Annotated in this window: 17 protein-coding genes; 9 read left to right on the forward strand and 8 right to left on the reverse strand. The window is 70.4% G+C overall.

The features are described from left to right. Position 1: 1 nt before the first annotated feature. Positions 2-1,051 (reverse strand): 3-oxoacyl-[acyl-carrier-protein] synthase III C-terminal domain-containing protein, encoded by a 1,050-nt coding sequence (locus tag AB0H56_RS27235; protein ID WP_357168394.1) that lies wholly within the window; start codon positions 1,049-1,051, stop codon positions 2-4. A gap of 393 nt (positions 1,052-1,444) precedes the next feature. Beyond that, positions 1,445-2,449: an LLM class flavin-dependent oxidoreductase gene (locus AB0H56_RS27240; protein ID WP_357168396.1), complete on the reverse strand. Its 1,005-nt coding sequence runs from the start codon at positions 2,447-2,449 to the stop codon at positions 1,445-1,447. A 123-nt stretch (positions 2,450-2,572) separates the two neighbouring features. On the opposite strand from AB0H56_RS27240, the gene AB0H56_RS27245 reads away from it, so the two are divergent. Continuing rightward, the gene (locus AB0H56_RS27245; RefSeq protein ID WP_357168398.1) at positions 2,573-3,004 is read left to right on the forward strand and encodes a DUF779 domain-containing protein; all 432 of its coding nucleotides are present in this window, start codon (positions 2,573-2,575) and stop codon (positions 3,002-3,004) included. A gap of 168 nt (positions 3,005-3,172) precedes the next feature. Next, on the forward strand, positions 3,173-4,408 hold the full coding sequence (locus tag AB0H56_RS27250; RefSeq protein ID WP_357168400.1) for a cytochrome P450: 1,236 nt from the start codon (positions 3,173-3,175) through the stop codon (positions 4,406-4,408). A gap of 43 nt (positions 4,409-4,451) precedes the next feature. On the opposite strand, the gene AB0H56_RS27255 is transcribed toward AB0H56_RS27250, so the two are convergent. From AB0H56_RS27255 to AB0H56_RS27270, 4 genes are all read right to left on the reverse strand, one after another. After that, positions 4,452-5,708 carry a cytochrome P450 gene (locus tag AB0H56_RS27255; RefSeq protein ID WP_357168508.1) on the reverse strand — a complete coding sequence of 419 codons (1,257 nt, stop codon included), beginning with the start codon at positions 5,706-5,708 and terminating at the stop codon, positions 4,452-4,454. A gap of 49 nt (positions 5,709-5,757) precedes the next feature. Continuing rightward, positions 5,758-6,180 (reverse strand): roadblock/LC7 domain-containing protein, encoded by a 423-nt coding sequence (locus tag AB0H56_RS27260; RefSeq protein ID WP_280303048.1) that lies wholly within the window; start codon positions 6,178-6,180, stop codon positions 5,758-5,760. Further along, a complete protein-coding gene (locus AB0H56_RS27265) occupies positions 6,177-7,640 on the reverse strand; it encodes an ATP-binding protein (RefSeq protein ID WP_357168402.1) in 1,464 nt (487 codons plus the stop codon). The genes AB0H56_RS27260 and AB0H56_RS27265 overlap by 4 nt, the downstream gene beginning before the upstream one ends. A 350-nt stretch (positions 7,641-7,990) precedes the next feature. After that, the gene (locus AB0H56_RS27270; protein ID WP_357168404.1) at positions 7,991-8,401 is read right to left on the reverse strand and encodes a hypothetical protein; all 411 of its coding nucleotides are present in this window, start codon (positions 8,399-8,401) and stop codon (positions 7,991-7,993) included. Between the two features lie 167 nt (positions 8,402-8,568). On the opposite strand from AB0H56_RS27270, the gene AB0H56_RS27275 reads away from it, so the two are divergent. Further along, positions 8,569-9,402 carry an alpha/beta fold hydrolase gene (locus tag AB0H56_RS27275; protein ID WP_357168406.1) on the forward strand — a complete coding sequence of 278 codons (834 nt, stop codon included), beginning with the start codon at positions 8,569-8,571 and terminating at the stop codon, positions 9,400-9,402. Next, positions 9,399-9,860: a VOC family protein gene (locus AB0H56_RS27280; RefSeq protein ID WP_357168407.1), complete on the forward strand. Its 462-nt coding sequence runs from the start codon at positions 9,399-9,401 to the stop codon at positions 9,858-9,860. The genes AB0H56_RS27275 and AB0H56_RS27280 overlap by 4 nt, the downstream gene beginning before the upstream one ends. Before the next feature lie 10 nt (positions 9,861-9,870). Here AB0H56_RS27280 and AB0H56_RS27285 read toward each other — a convergent pair whose 3' ends face one another. Further along, a complete protein-coding gene (locus AB0H56_RS27285; protein WP_357168409.1) occupies positions 9,871-10,266 on the reverse strand; it encodes a nuclear transport factor 2 family protein in 396 nt (131 codons plus the stop codon). 97 nt (positions 10,267-10,363) lie between these two features. On the opposite strand from AB0H56_RS27285, the gene AB0H56_RS27290 reads away from it, so the two are divergent. The 5 genes from AB0H56_RS27290 (at position 10,364) to AB0H56_RS27310 (ending at position 14,064) form a co-directional block, all read left to right on the forward strand. Further along, a complete protein-coding gene (locus AB0H56_RS27290; protein ID WP_357168411.1) occupies positions 10,364-10,984 on the forward strand; it encodes a TetR/AcrR family transcriptional regulator in 621 nt (206 codons plus the stop codon). A gap of 112 nt (positions 10,985-11,096) precedes the next feature. Continuing rightward, complete coding sequence (locus AB0H56_RS27295) at positions 11,097-11,972, forward strand: siderophore-interacting protein (protein ID WP_357168413.1); 876 nt, start codon at positions 11,097-11,099, stop codon at positions 11,970-11,972. Between the two features lie 90 nt (positions 11,973-12,062). Further along, positions 12,063-12,524: a MarR family transcriptional regulator gene (locus AB0H56_RS27300; RefSeq protein ID WP_357168415.1), complete on the forward strand. Its 462-nt coding sequence runs from the start codon at positions 12,063-12,065 to the stop codon at positions 12,522-12,524. Further along, a complete protein-coding gene (locus AB0H56_RS27305) occupies positions 12,521-12,898 on the forward strand; it encodes a DUF5313 family protein (RefSeq protein WP_357168417.1) in 378 nt (125 codons plus the stop codon). The genes AB0H56_RS27300 and AB0H56_RS27305 overlap by 4 nt, the downstream gene beginning before the upstream one ends. A gap of 44 nt (positions 12,899-12,942) precedes the next feature. Next, entirely contained in the window at positions 12,943-14,064 is a 1,122-nt protein-coding gene (locus tag AB0H56_RS27310) for a glutamate--cysteine ligase (protein ID WP_357168419.1), read from the forward strand. Here the strand turns inward: AB0H56_RS27310 and AB0H56_RS27315 are convergent, their stop codons facing one another. Further along, positions 14,065-16,947, reverse strand: a complete 2,883-nt coding sequence (locus AB0H56_RS27315; protein ID WP_357168421.1) for a UPF0182 family protein — start codon at positions 16,945-16,947, stop codon at positions 14,065-14,067. Positions 16,948-16,990: the final 43 nt, after the last annotated feature.

The following is a 16,990-nucleotide window of genomic DNA, read 5'->3' on the forward strand; positions in this document are numbered from 1 at the left end:
CTCAGACCTTCAGCGAAGAAATGGTGGTGGACAGGAATCCCGCGACGACGCCCGAGGCGGCGGGAACCATCAGCAGTTTCGAACCCGCCGCGATGTTCTCCGCGGCGAGCTGATCGTGCAGCACGATGAAATGCGAGGTGGTCGAGGTGTTTCCGTACTTCTCGATCACGTTCAGGTCCGGCGGCATCGGCGTACCGAACTCGCGGGCGGCGACCGCGTTGAGGTACGGCACGGCCGCGGCGCCGAACTGGTGGTGGATGATGTAGTCGAAGCTCTCATGGGCGAAGCCGGCCCCGCGCTCGTCGAGGAAGTCGCGCTGGGCGTCCGGCCACAGCAGGAACCTGGCCTCGTTGTGCATCTTGCGGTTGTCGGTGTACAGGGCGATCCCGGCGGACTTGTCGCTCGGCATGCCGAGGCACAGGTGCGAATGCTCGGCGGCGGTGAACAATTCGACGTAGTGGATCATGTCGGATTCGTCGGTGGCCTGGTCCAGCACCACCGCGCAGCCCGAGTCGCCCACCGACAGCGACGCGAACTGCAGGTCGTACTTCTCCGAGATCTCCTCGACGGCGGTCTCGGCGATCGGCGTGATCGCCTCACCGCTGACCACCATGCCGTTGCGGACCACGCCGTCCCTGATCAGCCGGTCGAGCAGGTAGGTGCCGGTGAGCATGCCGGCGCAGGCGTTGGACACGTCGAAGGTGATCGCCTGCTCGGCGCCGAGGGCGCCCGCGATCGTCGAGGCGAAGGAGGGCTCCAGGTACATGCGGGTGCCCTGATTGCTGCGGGTGATCGAACAGGAGATGATCACGTCCAGTTCCGCGGCCCCGTACCGCGACCGCGACAGGCAGTCCCGCGCCGCGGCCATGGCGAGTGCGAAGGAGTCCTCGACGCTGCCGGGGCGGGTGTCGCGGAACCGGCGCTCCTTGATCCCGGTGATCTTCTCCAGATCGAACGAGGGCGGAACTTTCAATCGCGAAATCAATTCCGCGGTGGAGACGATATTCGACGGAAGATATGCGCCGAGCGACTCGAAACGTGAATGCGACACGGGAACTCCTGAATACATCGGGCGGACGCGGCGACGTCACTGGCGACCGGTGATGCCGGTGGACGTTACCGGACAGTAGGAGTGTCGCGGTTGTGGTGAAAGTCGCTCGCGCACCGCGACTTCTGTGCGTCTTCACAACTGTGCGCCGCGATTCGGGTGACAGAGCAAATCATGGGATGGTGGCATGGACGAGCGTGAGGGTGAATGACATGGCGGTATGGCAAGCGTGCAGTTAACCGCGGTGTCGCGGTCCGCCGCCGACGCGGGATACCCGGAATGGCGGTTTCGGCGTGAGGGACGTCACGGGACCGGGATCGCGCGAATTTCTGTCGAATTCGGCACGGGTTGTTTTGCGAGACAAACGATCCGGGGGAATTTCGTCGCGGCGAATGATCACCCGGCGGCGAGGCCGACCAGCCGGGCCAGCCGCTCGTGCGATTCCCGGCGGGCCGCGCGGTCGAAAGTGCTCGTGTGGACCAGGATCTCGTCGGCGCCGGTGCGGGTGATCAGGTCCTCCAGCGCCTCGGCCACGTCGTCCTCGGTGCCGTGGATCTGGTCGCCGAGCGCCTGGGTGAACAGGTCCCGCTCGCGCGCGGTCATCGCCATCGTCCCGACGTCCTCCGGTGGAATCAATGCGGGGAACTCGCCGCGCGTGCGCGAGTAGGCGCTCGCCCAGGCCTCGGGGAGCAGCAGCCGGTGCGCCTGTTCGGCCGAATCGGCGATCATGACCGTCGCCGACACCACGACGTAGGGCGCCTCGGCTCGCGCGGACGGCCGGAACCCGGCCCGGTAGCGCTCGATCGCCCGCGCCATCGCGTCCGGGCCGCCGACCGGGGCGATCACCAGCGGCAGCCCGAACCGCGCCGCCCGCTCGGCGCCCGCGCCGGTCGCCAGCAGAAAGGCCGGGATCCGGGCGCCCTCGGCGGCTTCGGCGTGCACCCCGGCGCGGCCGTGGTCGAAATAGTCGAGCAGCTCGGCCAGGTCGGCGTCGAAATCCTCGGCGTCCGCGAGATCGTGGCCCAGTGCCCGCCGGACGCCGTCGGTGAAGCCCACCGAGCGGCCGAGGCCCATGTCGACGCGGCCGGGAAACAGCGCGCCCAGCACGCCGAACTGCTCGGCCACGACCAGCGGCCGGTGATTGGGCAGCATCACCCCGCCGGTGCCGACCCTGATCCGGGTGGTCGCCGCCGCCACCGCGGCCGCCAGCACGGTGGGACTCGTCCCGGCGACCCCGGGCACGCTATGGTGCTCGGCGACCCAGAATCGGTGAAATCCCCACCGCTGCGCGAGAATCGCGAAATCGACGGTCTCGCGCAGTGCGTCGGCAGCGGACTGCCCACGCCGTACGCGCGAGCGATCCAGGATCGAGAAGCGGACCGAAGCCGGTGTCGGGGTCATACCCGTGACAACACCGCGGACGCCGCAGGATTCCGCACCGACCCTGGACCAACCTTGGACCAACCTTGGCCACCCATAGTGTCTGGCGAACACGACCAGTCGACGATCTGCAAGGAGCGCACCATGCCGAACCACGCCGGGTCCGCACACCGCGAACGCCCGCCGCACATCCGCAACCCGGCCCACCGTCACCGGGCGGTGGCCACCACCGAGGACGCCGGCAGGCTGCTGCGGTTGCTGACCGAGATGCACGGTCCCGTCGTGCTCTACCTGCCGCCCGACTCCGACGGCCACACCCCGATCTGTGTGCGCCACAGCGACTTCCAGCCCGAATCCGATGATGTCCTGGCCGGACGCACCGCGGCGCACGCCGAGTTCTGGATGGCGGAGAGCTTCCACGCGGGCCTCGACGACCTCGACGTCAGCATCGACGTCCGTACCGTCCCCGCCGCCGACCGGAGCACCGCCTCGCTCGACACCGCCTGCGGCTTCCGGTTCGCCCTGCGCATCCAATCCGCCGAGGGTGCGAACGCCCTCGTCGAGGAGGCCTCCTAGGTCCGTCGAGGTCCGACTGGTCGGTCTCGGAGTTCGGCCCGACTCGCTGCGACGGCGCAGGGTGACCGGTAGCATCGCTAACCGAATCGGAAGATTCGGTATTGCAAGATGTTTCGATGCGATCGCCTGCACTGGGATCGGTGGGAACACCGGTGATCGAGAGGTTTCATGGTGGAATCGGTAGCGAATCGGTTGGTAATCGATCCGACGGGGGAAGACATCCAGGGCGAGATCACGCGCATCCGTGCGCAGGGCCCTGCCACCAGGGTGGAGTTGCCCGGTGGGGTGGAGGCGTGGTCGATCACCGACGCCGCGCTGCTGGAGAAGCTGCTCATCGACCCCCGCGTGTCCAAGGACGCCTCCCAGCACTGGCCCGCGTTCGTCGCCGGGGAGATCCCGCCGGACTGGCCGCTGTACCTGTGGGTCGCGGTGTCGAACATGTTCACCGCCTACGGTTCCGAGCACCGGCGCCTGCGCCGGCTGGTGGCGCCCGCGTTCACCGCGCGCCGCACCGAGGCCATGCGCGCCCAGGTCGAGCGGATCACCACCGAGCTGCTGGACGCGCTGGCCGCCACGCCGGCGGGCGAAACCGTCGATCTGCGTGAGGGTTTCGCGTACCCGCTGCCGATCCAGGTGATCTCGGAACTGATGGGCGTGCCGGAATCGCTCGGCCCCGGCCTGCGCACCTGTGTCGACGGCATCTTCGACACCACGCTCACGCCGGAACAGTCGCAGGCCAACTACATGGAGATGTACCGGATCCTCGGCGAACTCGTCGCGCTGCGCCGCGAGCAGCCCGGTGACGACATGACCAGCCTGCTCGTCTCCCAGCGCGACGAGGACGAGGACGGCAAGCTCACCGAGGAGGAGCTGATCGGCACCCTGCTGCTGGTCATCTCGGCGGGCCACGAGACCACGGTCAACCTGCTCGACCAGGCCATCACCGCTCTGCTGACCCGGCCCGAGGTGCTGGCGAAGGTGCGCGGCGGCGAGATCACCTGGGCGGATCTGGTGGAGGAGACCCTGCGGTACGAGTCGCCGGTAGCGCACCTGCCGCTGCGTTTCGCGGTGTCCGACATCGAGATCGACGGTGTGCGCATCGCGCAGGGCGAGGCCATTCTGGCCAGCTACGCCGGAACCGGGCGCGATCCCGCCCGGCACGGCGCGACCGCCGACGAGTTCGACCCGACGCGGGCGGACAAGTCGCACCAGGCGTTCGGCCACGGCGCCCACCACTGCCTCGGCGCGCCGCTGGCCCGGCTCGAGGCGCTGGTCTCGCTGCCCGCGCTGTTCGAGCGGTTCCCCGACATGCGCTTCGCGGCGCCGGTCGCCGAGCTGGGCACCGTGCCCAGCTTCATCTCCAACGGGCACGCCCGCCTGCCGGTGCACCTGCACGGCGCATAGCGCGAACGGTCCCGCTCGGCCGGGTGGCCGAGCGGGACCGCGGTCAGCTCGCGGGCATCGCCAGGGGCGGCGTCTTCGGGAACCGCACCGGCAGCCCGGCCAGCGCGCGGTGGAACGGCCCTGGGCGCCACACCAATTCGCTCTCGGGCACCGCCAGCTCCAGCTCGGGCAGCGCGTCGAGCAGCTGGTCGATCGCCTCCTGGGCGATCAGATAGGCGGGCGACTTCGCCGGGCAGCCGTGCGGGCCGGTGCTCCAGGCCAGATGGGCGCGGTTGTCCAGGAAGTCGCCGGTGCCGATCGAGGGATCGTTGTTGCAGGCGGCCATGCTGATCACCACCGGTTGGTGGGCGGGCAGCCACACGTCGTCGACCAGGATCGGCTGCCGCGGGTAGGTGGTGCAGAAGTTGGCCATCGGCGGGTCGGTGTAGAGCACCTCGTCGAGCGCGTCGCGGGTCGACAGGCTGCCACCGAGCAGGCTGCCAGCGAAGCGGTGGTCGGTGAGCATCAGCCGGATGGTGTTGAGGATCAGGTTGAGCATCGGCTCGATCCCGGCGCCGTACATGGTGAGCAGCTGGTTCATCAGCTCCTCGTCGTTGAGCTGCTGGGGGTGCTGCACCAGGCGGGTGGCGATGTCGTCGCCCGGCTCGCGTTGCTTGAGCCGGATCACGTCGTAGAGCGCGTTCTCCATCATCTGCGCGCCGCGCACCGCGGTCTCGCCGCCCTCGAACATCTGCCCCATGCCGGTGGCGATGTCGCCGCCGAGGTCGTCGGGCACACCGAGCATCGCGTTGATCGTCGCGAAGATCACCGGATAGGCGTACTGGCCCAACAGGTCCGCCGAACCGTCGGTGCAGAACCCGTTGATCACGGGCATGGCGATCTGTTCCACCGTGCGGTGCAGGCGGTACAGGTCGACGCCCGCCAGCCCGGCGACCGTGGCCTGGCGGTAGCGCACGTGTTCGGCGCCGCTGGTCCGGATCGCGTTGGGGCGGTAGCGCATCATCGGGTAAACGGGGCAGTCCACCGGGATGCCGCGCTGCCACATCCGCGGGTCGGCGGGGAAGTGGTCGGGGTCGTTGAGGATCTGTACCGCGGTGCGGTATCCGATCACCAGGGTGGCGGGGACACCGGGTACCAGGTCGACGGGCACCAGCGAACCCCAGCGGTCGCGCATCGCCCGGTAGGCGCTCTGCGGGTCGGCGGCGAACTCCGGTGAGTACAGCGGGACCCGGTCCTGGCCGTCGCGCGAATCCGGGGTGACCGGGAAACGGGTGGGATCGGGGTGCGGCGCGGCTTCCAGCGGCACGGCGTGTTCTCCTCTCGAGGGAACCAGGGTGGGGGCTGCGTGATCAGGAGTCATGGCGCGCGCCTTCGTGCCGCGGCGCCACGCCCAGTTCCCGCCCGACCCGGGTGGCCAGTTCGTTCATCCGGTGCGCGACCAGCGCGAGGTCGACCTCGCTGGTGGTGGCGACGCCGAGCTGCGCGCCCGCGCCCGCCGAGGTGATCAGGATCATGCCGTTGTCGTACTCGGTCATGTTCTGGCGCACGGGGTTTCCCGCCGGACCGCAGAACTCGCCGAGCGCCTTGCCCAGCGAGCGCAGGCCAGAGGCGGCGGCGGCGAAGCGCTCGGCCTCGTCGCGGGTGATGCCGGGGGAGTGGGCCATGCGTAACCCGTCGTCGGACAGCAGGACCGAGAAGCGGACCCCGTCGAGCTCTAGACCGTCGAGTAACCAGGCGAGGCGGTTGGTGCTGTCGGCGATCGGGGTGCTCATCGGATGTCCTGTCCTTCCGTCGATTGCTCGGCCGCGGCGCGGCCGAGCCGGGAACCGCTGTGCCAGGCGGCGGCCAGTTCCGGCCTGCCGGGGTTCTCCGCGGTGTCGGTGCGTTCGTCGAGCGGGGTGACGCCGCGGCGCCGCCGCTTCGGCAGCCCGCCGGTGGTCCTGGCGTAGTCGCCGATCGAGGTCTCGGCGGCGGGTGCCTCGGCCGGTGGCCGGTGCCGTCCGGTGGTCTCCGGTTCGGGCAGCGCCACGGCGACGGGTTCCGGCGCGGGCTCGGGTGCTGCCACCGGCGCGGCGGGTTCCGGTGTCGCGGGCTCGGGCTCCGGTTCGGGCTGCTCGAGTTCGGGGCGGCGCAGTTCGGCCGCGCTCACCAGCAGCGCCGCCGGGATGAAGACCATCGCGCGGGTGCCGCCGTAGATGTTGGGGCCGTCGACGTAGGCGGCGAAGCCGTAGCGGCGGGCCAGCGCGGCCACGCCGGGGAAGCCGACGCGGGGGGAGGGGCCGAGGGAGTTGATGTCGACGACCCGCTCACCCGACAGCACCTGGCGCGCTTCCTCCATCTGCTCCTGACTCATCCGCACGCCCGCGTCGTCGATGATCAGGGTGACGCCGTGATGGCCCTCCTGGAAGCTGATGTCGACGAACGACGAGGGCGGCGAATACCGCAGCGCGTTGTCGAGCAGGGTGGCCACGGTGTGCACGAGGGGTTCCACGGCTCGGCTGACGATGACCTGGTCGCAGCTGCCCGTCCGCACCCGCAGGTAGTCGCGCACGCGGCTGGTCGCGCCGCCGATCACCTCGGTGACGGTCTGCTGCGGCCAGCGCCTGCCCGGCAGGCCGCCGGAGACGATCACGTAGGACTGGGCCTGCCGGATCATCTGCTGCACTGTGTGATCGATGCGGCTCAGCACCGCGTAGACCTCGTCGTTGCGATTCTCCCGCAGCGCGTTGCTGACCACCTGGCCGACATCGGCGCCGAGGCTGACGACGGTGGTGCCGAACGCGCGCACCGCGCTGCTGGTGGCTGCGCGGGCGTCGGCGGCGACCTGGGCGCGCGCCGCGGTCTCAGCGGACTCGACCAGCGCCACGGTGCGCTCCTCGGCGGCCCGCTCGACCTCGGCGGCGGTGTCGTGGCGCAGCCGGTACAGGTCCTCGGCGTGCGCGGCGGCGATCCTGGCGAGTTTCTGCGCGAACGGCGAACCCTGCAGCGGGGCGGGCACTTCCGCGGTCACCACCGGCTCCACGTCGCGGCGTACCGCGTCGGAGATGCGCGGCAGGGTGAGCTCGACGAGCCGGGTCATCGCCTCCTCGTGGGCGAAGAGTTCGCGTTCGGCCACGTCGAGCCGGGCGCGGACCCGGCGTTCGTTGCGCAGCGCCAGCACCGCGACGCTCACCGCGCCGAGCAGAACCAGGGTGGCGATACCGAACAGGAGGACCGCGAGTGTCGGAGTCATCGGTTCCTTTGCCGTCACCGACCGAAGATCCAGGTGGCCGGTACCCCGCCGGTCCTTCCGGCGAGCCGTCTCGCCGCTGTTGTCCGGCCGAAGTGGTTGTACCGCTGCACCATTCGACGCGAACGTGTACGAGCCCGGTCCTGTCCGTGCTCGCCTACCTGCGCTTGTCGGCGATCCCGGACACCGTACCAGTGCTTCGTTACCGTCTCGAAATGTGTCGGGAGCTGGCGATATTCGCGCTACACGCGAATTATGGTGCGGGGCAACATTATTGGTAGTGTTCGTGGCGGTGGTGCGGCGGATGGGCCCCGCAGACTTGTTCGCCGCACCACCTCCGCCCGATCCGCGCCTCAGTAGCCGAGCAGGCCGGTGGCGAGATCGGGGGTGTCGAGTGCGGCGATCACCTGATCGCGCACGTCGGGGCACTGCTCGCTGGTCACGGTGTCGAGGACGGCCCGGTTCCTGGTGAGCGCGACATTGACCGCGCCGTGGCGCAGTGCCCAGTTGTGCACGGTGCCGTTGTAGGACACCCGGGCGACGGTCGGTCCCTGCTGCTGCCAGTTGCCGATCTCCGCGCGCAGCATGTCACACAGGTCGGTCGCGGCCGCCGGGCTGACCTCGGGCTTGTCGCTGGGCGTCGGCGCGGCGGGGTCCACCGGTTCGGTACTGGTGCCGCACGCGGTGAGTCCGAGAGCGACGGCGGCGAGGGCGAGAGCGAGGCGATGGCGCCGGAACGGGCCGCCCGCTGCGTGGTTGGTCATGCGACCTCCCTGATCGTGGTGCTCGGGTCTGCAACGTCCGGATGCCCGGCCCGCCCGTGTCGAAACAGCGATGATCAGGCGAATCGGCCGGAAATCGGCGCCCTGTTCGGCTAGCGTCGAGGTGGACGCGCACGACGGCGTGCGTGCCCTGGAAGGGGGCATCGGCGATGCCATTTCTCGACGTGGACGGCACCTCCATCGCCTATGACGAGGAGGGCTTCGGGCCACCGATCGTCTTCCTGCACAATCTCGGTGGCGATCGCACCATCTGGCGTGCGCAGATCGACGATCTGCGCTACGCGCACCAGGTGATCGCGATCGACCTGCTCGGCTACGGCGAGTCCGACGCCCCCGACACCGGCTACACCCTGGCGAAGCACCTGGCTGTCCTCGACGCCTTGGTCGCGGCGAAGGGACTGCGCGACATCACCCTGGTGGGGCACTGTTTCGGCAGCGCGCTGGCCCTGCTGTTCGCCCGCCGCCACCCGGAACTGGTGCGCTCGCTGGTGCTCAGCAGCCCGCTCACCCCGGCGACCCTGAGCCCCACCCATACCGGATGGGCGGCCGTGCTCGGCAGGCACGTCCAGCTGGACCGGCTCCTCGCGAGGGTGCGCGTGCCCGGCCCGCTCGCCGGCTTGATCGTGGCCGAGCAACTCGGCGCGGGCGGCGCGCACACGCGGGAGACCGTCGCGCATCTGCGCCGGCGGTGGACCGAGCCGCGGCGCCTGATGGTCACCGCCGCGATCTCCCGGGAGATCCCCCGCCTGGCCGAACTCGACTCCTTCGTCCCACCCGCCGATTTCCCGCCCGTCACCACCATCTGGGGACTGCGCAACAAGGTGCTCTCCGCGCGGGCGGGCGCGGCGCTGAACGCGACCTTGCGCCCGGTGCGCGACGTCGAGGTCGCCGACGCGGGCCACCTCGTGATGGTCGAGGCACCCGAAACCGTCACCACCGCCATAGTTTCCGCGATCGACTACGCGAACGGAGGAATACGATGAGCCGCACCGTGCAGATCACCGTCGACGCCGCCGACCCCCGCGCCCTGTCGAGCTTCTGGCGCGACGTGCTGGGGTACGAGCACCCGGCCCCGCCCGGGATGGAGCTGCCCGCCGGCGCCGATCCGCTGGCGGCCTGGGACGAGTTCCTCGCGCGCGCCGGGGTGCCCGAGGAGCAGCGCAATACACGCTCGGCCATCGAGGACCCCGCTGGCGCGGGTCCGCGGGTGTTCTTCCAGCGGGTGCCCGAGGGCAAGACCGCCAAGAATCGCCTCCACCTCGACGTGCGCGTCGCGCCGGGACTGCACGGCGAGGAGCGGATGGCGGCGCTGGAAGCCGAGAGCGCGCGGCTGCTCGCCCTCGGGGCCACCCGGCTCGCGCGATTCGAGCCGGAGCCGCCGCTCGGGTTCGGTCACATCGTCATGGCCGACCCCGAGGGCAACGAGTTCTGCCTGGACTAGCCGGTGCGGCTCAGGCGGTTTCGGCGGGCACGGCCAGCGCGGCCTGCATCGCGACGCCGTCGACGTAGGTGTGCTTCTCGCGCACCGCGCCGTTGTCCACGAACACCACGTCGGCGATGTCGACGTCGACCGCGCCGCCGGTCACCGACGTGCCCGACAGTGTCCACTGCACCACCCAGAAATCGTCGCCGACCCGCAGGCTCACCTGGGTGAAGGTCAGGTCGGGGACCAGGGCGAAGGTCTCCGCGGCGGCGGTGCGGATCTCGTCGCGCCCCCGCGCGGGCGTGCCGCCGGAGTGCAGATGGAACACCGAGTCGGGCGTGTGCAATTCGACGATGCGGTCGGGGTCGCGGTCGGCCCAGCAGGCGTGGTAGCGCTCGAAGAGATCTTTGGTGGCATCGGACATGGCCGGAGCCCTTTCCAAGATACAAACAGGATGACTGAATGTTCCCGGACGCGCGGAGGGCGGTCAAGGCGGTCCTGGCCTAGACTTCTACGTCGCCATGACCCCAGACCGCCGCACCCAAGCCGAACGCTCGGCCTCGACCCGGGCCGCCGTCGTCCGCGCGGGGCGAGAACTGTTCGGGCGCCACGGGTACGGCGCGGTGAGCACGATCGCGGTCGCCGAGGCCGCCGGAGTGAGCCGCGGCGCGCTCTACCACCAGTTCAGCGAGAAGCGCGACCTGTTCGAGGCGGTGTTCGAAGACCTCGAACGCGACCTGGTGGAGGTCATCGCCACCGCGGTCGCCGCGGCACGGGCCGCCGATCCGATCGCGAGCCTGATCGTCGGCTGCCTGGCCTGGCTCGAGGCGTCCACCGCGCCGGACGTGCGCCGCATCGCGCTGCTGGACGCGCCCGCGGTGCTCGGCTGGAGCCGGTGGCGCGAGATCGAGCTGCGCCACACCATCGGCCTGGTGGAGAACGCGCTGGCCGGCGCCATGGCCGCGGGCCGGGTCCGGCGTCAGCCGGTGCGGCCGCTGGCTTTGATACTCGTCGGCGCGCTCGACGAGGCCGCCCAGTTCCTGGCCGCCACCGACGCGCCCGCCGACACGGCGTCAGCCCGCGCGGTCGTCGAGCAGCTGATCTCCGGCCTCGCGCTGCCGCCGGACCCCGACGACCGCTGAGCGATTCCGCGCGCTGAGCGCCGCCCGCTGAAACCCGGGCCGGAATGACGACCGGTGGCTCGGTCGCCGTCTCGTCATGGCCGCGAGACGGCATCTAGGTTAGGCTTACCTAATGACTTCCGCTGCTGTGCAACGTCCGACCATGGCCTACGCGACGATGCGGGTGCGCCGGGTGGTGCGGCTGACGCCGCGCATGGTCCGGGTCACGTTCGACTGTGCCGATTCCGCCGCACTCACCGACACCGGGCCGGATCAGTACACGAAGGTGTTCTTCCCGCTGCCCGGACAGGCGCGACCCGTCGTGCCGCCGCCGATCGAGGCCGAGGGCGGCGTGATGAGCTGGTATCAGCGCTATCTCGGCATGCCCGACGAGGTCCGGCCGCCGATGCGCACCTACACCGTCCGGGCGCAGCGGCCGGACCTGGGCGAGCTCGACATCGACTTCGCGCTGCATCCCGATCACGCGGGCCCGGCCTCGGACTGGGCGTCGACGGCGGCGCCGGGCGACGAGATCGGGCTGCTCTGCCCGCCGCACGCGCTCTACTGTCCGCCGCCCGACCCGGACTGGCAGCTGCTCGTCGGCGACGAGACGGCCATCCCCGCGATCGGCGCCATCGTGGAACGGCTGGCGACCGGGGCCGTGCTGCGCGCCTACATCGAGGTGGCCGGTCCCGACGACGAGCAGCGATTCGAGACCCGCGGCGACGTGCACATCGACTGGGTGCACCGCGGCGCGCGCCCGCACGGCGCCGCCGTCGTCGAGGCGGTCTGTGCCGCAACGCTTCCCGGTGGCGCGCCGTACGCCTGGATCTCCGGTGAGGCGAACTTGGTGAAGCTCGTGCGCCGCGAACTCGTCCGCGAGCGCGGCGTGGACAAGCGGGCGATCACCTTCACCGGCTACTGGCGACAGGGGCGCACCGAGGAGGACAACGGCCGGGAGAAGGTGCGCCGCGCCGCGGCGGGGGAGCCGCTGGTCGACGAGGACTGAAGCCCTCTTCCTGCACGGTGATGCCACTAACAGTTAATGCACTAACTGTTAGTGGCATAATGCTGTGTAGACGAAGAAAGGAGCGGGCCCGTGGAACAGCAACTGGACGATCCCCTGCGACTGGATCGGCAGGTGTGCTTCGCGCTGGCGGTGGCCAACCGCTCGGTGCTCGCGGTCTATCGGCCGCTGCTCGAACCGCTGGGGCTCACCCATCCGCAGTACCTGGTGATGCTGGCCCTGTGGGGCGAGGCGCCGATGTCGGTGAAGGCGGTCGCCGAGGCGATCCAGCTCGACTCGGCGACCCTCTCGCCGCTGCTCAAGCGCCTCGAATCGGCCGGCCTCATCACCCGCCGCCGCGACCCGCACGACGAGCGCACCCTGCTCATCGACCTCACCGACGCGGGCCGGGCGCTGCGCGAACGGGCCGAACAGATCCCGCCCGCCGTCGTCGCCCGGCTCGGCGTGAGCCTGGCGGATCTGGAAGAACTACGTGATGTCCTCGGTCGGGTGAACGCGGCCGCGCGACAGGCCACGGAAAGGGAACACCTGTGAACGCCACGACCCCGAACCTCTGGCAGCGCGTGCGCTACGTCACCGGTGGCACGCTGCCCCCGTCGATGACCGACTGGGTACTGGCCGACCTGACCGGCCCCGGCGCCACCCGCCGCTACCTGCTGCGGTTCCTCGTGCCCGTCGTGCCGGTGCTGTGCCTGTTCCTGCTGGTGCCGGGCCCGCTGTGGATCGGGCTGTCGATGATGGCGCTGCTGTACCTGCCGCTGGTCTACTTCACCGTCGCGCTCACCTACGTCTACCGGCGGCACCGGCTGGTCAGCCACGGTCTCGACCCCGAGCTGGCCGACGCGGCCGAACGGCAACGCGCCGAGGCCGAACGCGTCGCCTACGAGGCCCGTCACCACCGCGACTGAGCGGGGTCTGTCGGCACGACCCGAACGGGGGTAGCGTCCGAGCTGTGGCGGAGGTGGCTGTGGGTGACCTCGTGCGGGTCCCGACCGTGGGTGTCGAAGAGGAGTTCCTGCTCACCGACCCTGATACCGGCGCGCCCACCCCGCAGAACACCCAGGTCGCCGCGGCGGCCCGCGACCTCGGCATCGACCTGCAGCTGGAACTGACGCGCTGCCAGGTGGAGACCAGCACCGGCGTGCACACCCGGATCGAGGACCTGCTCGCCGAACTGCGCACGACCCGGCGCCGTGTCGCCGACTGCGCCGCCGAGCACGACGCCCGGCTGCTGGCGGTGGCGGTCCCGCCGACCGTTCCCGACGGTTACCCGGTGACCGACACGCCCCGCTATCAGCGGATCGCGCACACCTTCGGCATGCTCGCGCACGAGCAGGGCCTGTGCGGCTGCCACGTCCACGTGGCGGTGCCCGATCGGGAGACCGCCGTGCAGGTCAGCAATCACGTGCGGCCCTGGCTGCCGGTGCTGCTCGCGCTGACCGCGAATTCGGCGATCTACCGTGGCGCGGAGACCGGCTACGCGAGCTGGCGCAGCATCCTGTGGCGGCGCTGGCCGAGTGCCGGCCCGCCGCCGTATTTCGGCTCGCTCGCCGACTACGAGTCCACGGTGGCGATGATGCACGCCAGCGGCAGCATCCTGGACAAGAAGATGGTCTATTGGGACATCCGCCCCTCGGAATCGTTTCCGACCGTGGAGATCCGGGTGAGCGACATCCCGGCCACCGCGGCGGAATCGGCCCTGGTGGCCGCGCTGATCCGGGGCACGGTCGCGATGGCCCTGCGCGCGATCGAGCGGGGCGAGCCCGCGCCGAAGGTCTCGGGGGAGGTGCTGCGCGCCGCGTACTGGAACGCCGCGCACAGCGGACTCGACGGCCACCTGCTGCACCCGGTCCGGGGCAGCGTCGTCCCGCACTGCGAACTGCTGCGCGAACTGCTCGACCGCATCGACCCCGCGCTGCGCGCGTGCGGCGACCGCGAATTCGTCGCCGTCGAGATCGCCGCCCTGCGCGAACGCGGCAACGGCGCTCGTCGCCAGCTGCGGGCGATGCGCACGCGACACGAGGTCACCGATGTGGTCGGCGAACTCGCGCGCGCGACGCTCGAAGGATGCTGATCACCGCGGCGGGCGCAGCCCGTCGAGTTGCTGCTGGAGCCGCTCCAGCGCCGCCCGCGCGGCCTCCAGCTCGGCCTGCAGGCGCGCGATCGCGGCGTCGTCGACGAGCGGGGGCACCGGGGGCCCCGGCTGCTCACCCGGAGCGGGCAGCGGCCTGCCCGGCGGGGGCGGCGCGCCGGGACCCCCGCCCGGCGCGGTAGCCATGTCGCCGGTCTCTGGGCCGAAGACCTGATCGAGCGCCTCGGTCAGGGTCGGGGCGTATCCGACCCTGACCCCGCCGGTCCCCGGCTCCCGATAGCTGACCAGCACGCGCGCCAGCTGCGGGAACGTCGACCCGTTGGGCGTGGTCGAAATCCGTTCGGTGAACAGCGGTTCGACATAGAGCACCCCGCCGTCGGCGATCGGCAAGGTGATCAGGTTCCCGTACTGGATCTGGTTGGACCGCTCGAGCAGGGTGCGCTCCGAGGCGACCCTGGTATCGGAGATCATCGAGTTCTGGATCTGCTGCGGGCCCTGCGTGAGGGTGTCGGTGGGGAGCTGCAGGACATGGAACATGCCGTAGTTCTCGGGGTCCGAGCGCACGGAGATGTAGGCGGAGAGGAACTCCCGGCGGAACCCGACCATGGCGCTGGTGAGCCGGAAGGACGGCCGCGCGTCGTCGGCGTCGCCGAGCAACACGTAGTACGGCGGCTGCTGCGGGTTCGCCTCCACCGTCGGGTCGCTGGGCACCGACCAGAAGGCGTTGTTGGTGAAGAACTCTCGTGGATCGTCGACGTGATAGCGGGCGAGCAGGTCGCGCTGCACGACGAACAGATCCTCCGGGTACCGGAAGTGCGCGCGCAGATCGGCACTGATCGCGGACTCCGGTTCGACCGTGCCGGGGAACACCCGCATCCACGCCGCCAGCACCGGGTCCCGCGCGTCGACCTGGTAGAGCCTGACCGTCCCGTCGTAGGCGTCGACGGTGGCCTTGACCGAATTGCGCGCGTAGGAGATCTCCTCGCCCGCATCGCCGGGCGTGCCGAGTGCACTTCGCGCGGCGTAGGGATAGCCCTGGATCGTGGTGTAGGCGTCCACGATCCAGACGATGCGGCCGTCGACGACCGCCGGATACGGATTGTGATCGACGGTGAGCCACGGCGCCACCAGCTCCACCCGTTCGCGCGGATCGCGGTGGAAGATGATCTTCGACTCGGGCCCGATCGCCTTGGCGAACAGGATGTTCCGCTCGGTGTAGGTGGTGGCGAAGGCGAAACGGTTGAGCCAGTTGCCGATCGGGACACCGCCCGCGCCGGTATAGGTGTATTTGGTGGCGTCGGTGTCGTATTCGCGTGGCTCGGTGCCGCCGCCGACGATCGCGTAGTCCGGATCGGTCCTGGCGATCACCTCGCCGAAGTAGATGCGCGGCTGCTCGACCGGGATCACCTGGTTGCCCGCGTGCTGGGAGGCGATGTCGCTGACGGCGTAGATGGGATAGCCGCTGTTGCCTGCCGAGCTGTCGGCCGTGGCGTCGCGCACCGCGGCGTTGACCCGGTTGGCCGGTGCGGCGACGAAACCGTCGCCGTGGGTGTAGACGGTGTGGCGGTTGACCCAGTGGGATTGGTTGCCGCTCAACGCCTCCGGGGTCAGTTCCCGGGCGGCGACCACGTAATCGCGCAGCCTGCCGTCGACCCGGTAGCGGTCCAGGTCGAGGTGATCGGGGAAGCTGTAGAAGTTCTTGAGTTGCTGCTGCTGGGTGAAGGTGCGCGAGAGCACGGCCGGATCGAGCAGGCGAATGTCGGCGATCGTGGTCGCGTCGGCGGGAACCTGCGGCGGTTGCTTCGACCCGACGCCCGGATACGGCTCGTATTCCACGCGGTCGGCGCCGATCCCGTAGGCCTGCCGGGTGGCCGCGATATTGCGTTCGATGTAGCGGCTCTCCATGTCGGCGGCGTTGGGGCGCACCGAGAACTGTTCCACCGCCAGCGGCCAGACCCCGCCCACCACGATCGAGGACAGCACAAGCAGCGCGCCCGCCATCGCGGGAACCCGCAGGTCGCGCAGCACGACGGCGGAGAGGACCGCGGCGGCGCACACCAGCGCGATCGCGAACAGCACCAGGCGGGCCGGGAGTACGGCGTTGATGTCGGTGTATCCGGCGCCGGCGAAGGTGGGTTCGCGGCGGCTGCTCGACAGCAACTGGTACCGGTCGAGCCAGTACGCGGCCACCTTCAGCACCAGGAACAGGCCGAGCAGGATCGCCAGCTGCACCCGGGCCGCCACGCTGAGACGGAGCGAGCCGCCGCCGATCCGCACGCCGCCGAAGAGATAGTGGGTGGCCAGGCAAACCAGGAAGGCCAGCACCACCAGGGCGAACCCCCAGCTCAGCAGCCACCGGTAGAACGGCAGATCGAAGACGTAGAAGCCGATGTCGTGACCGAACTGGGGGTCTCGCTGGTCGAAGGACCCGCCGCGCAGGAACAGCTGCACCGTCTCCCAGCGCGACTGGCCAACGAGCCCGCACAGCAGCCCAATCCCGGCGGCGACCCCGGCCCCGATCCGCAGCGGCCACCGCAGGACCACGGCCCTGACCTCGGCGACGGGATCCTCCGCGGCGCGCGCGACGGGCAGGAAGATCGGCCGTGCGCGGTAGGCCGACCACATCGCGAGGAACACGACACCGCCCGCCAGCACCGAGACCGTGCCGAACAGCACCACCTCGGTGAGCAGCACGGTCGACCAGACGCGCCGGTAGCCGACCTCACCGAACCACAACCAGTCGATATAGGCGTGGTTCACGCGGGGGAGCACCAGGAGGGCCACGAAGAAGACCACGCCAGCGGTGACCCACAGGCGCAGTCGCCGAGGCAGCTGTCCCGATGTGGAGGCGTCCGGTGCGCTCATCTGCCACTCCCGAGACCACGCCGGTTCCCGGACCGGCGAAGAT

Origin of the sequence: Nocardia sp. NPDC050717 (assembly GCF_040654275.1) — a bacterium.
Lineage (GTDB): Bacteria > Actinomycetota > Actinomycetes > Mycobacteriales > Mycobacteriaceae > Nocardia.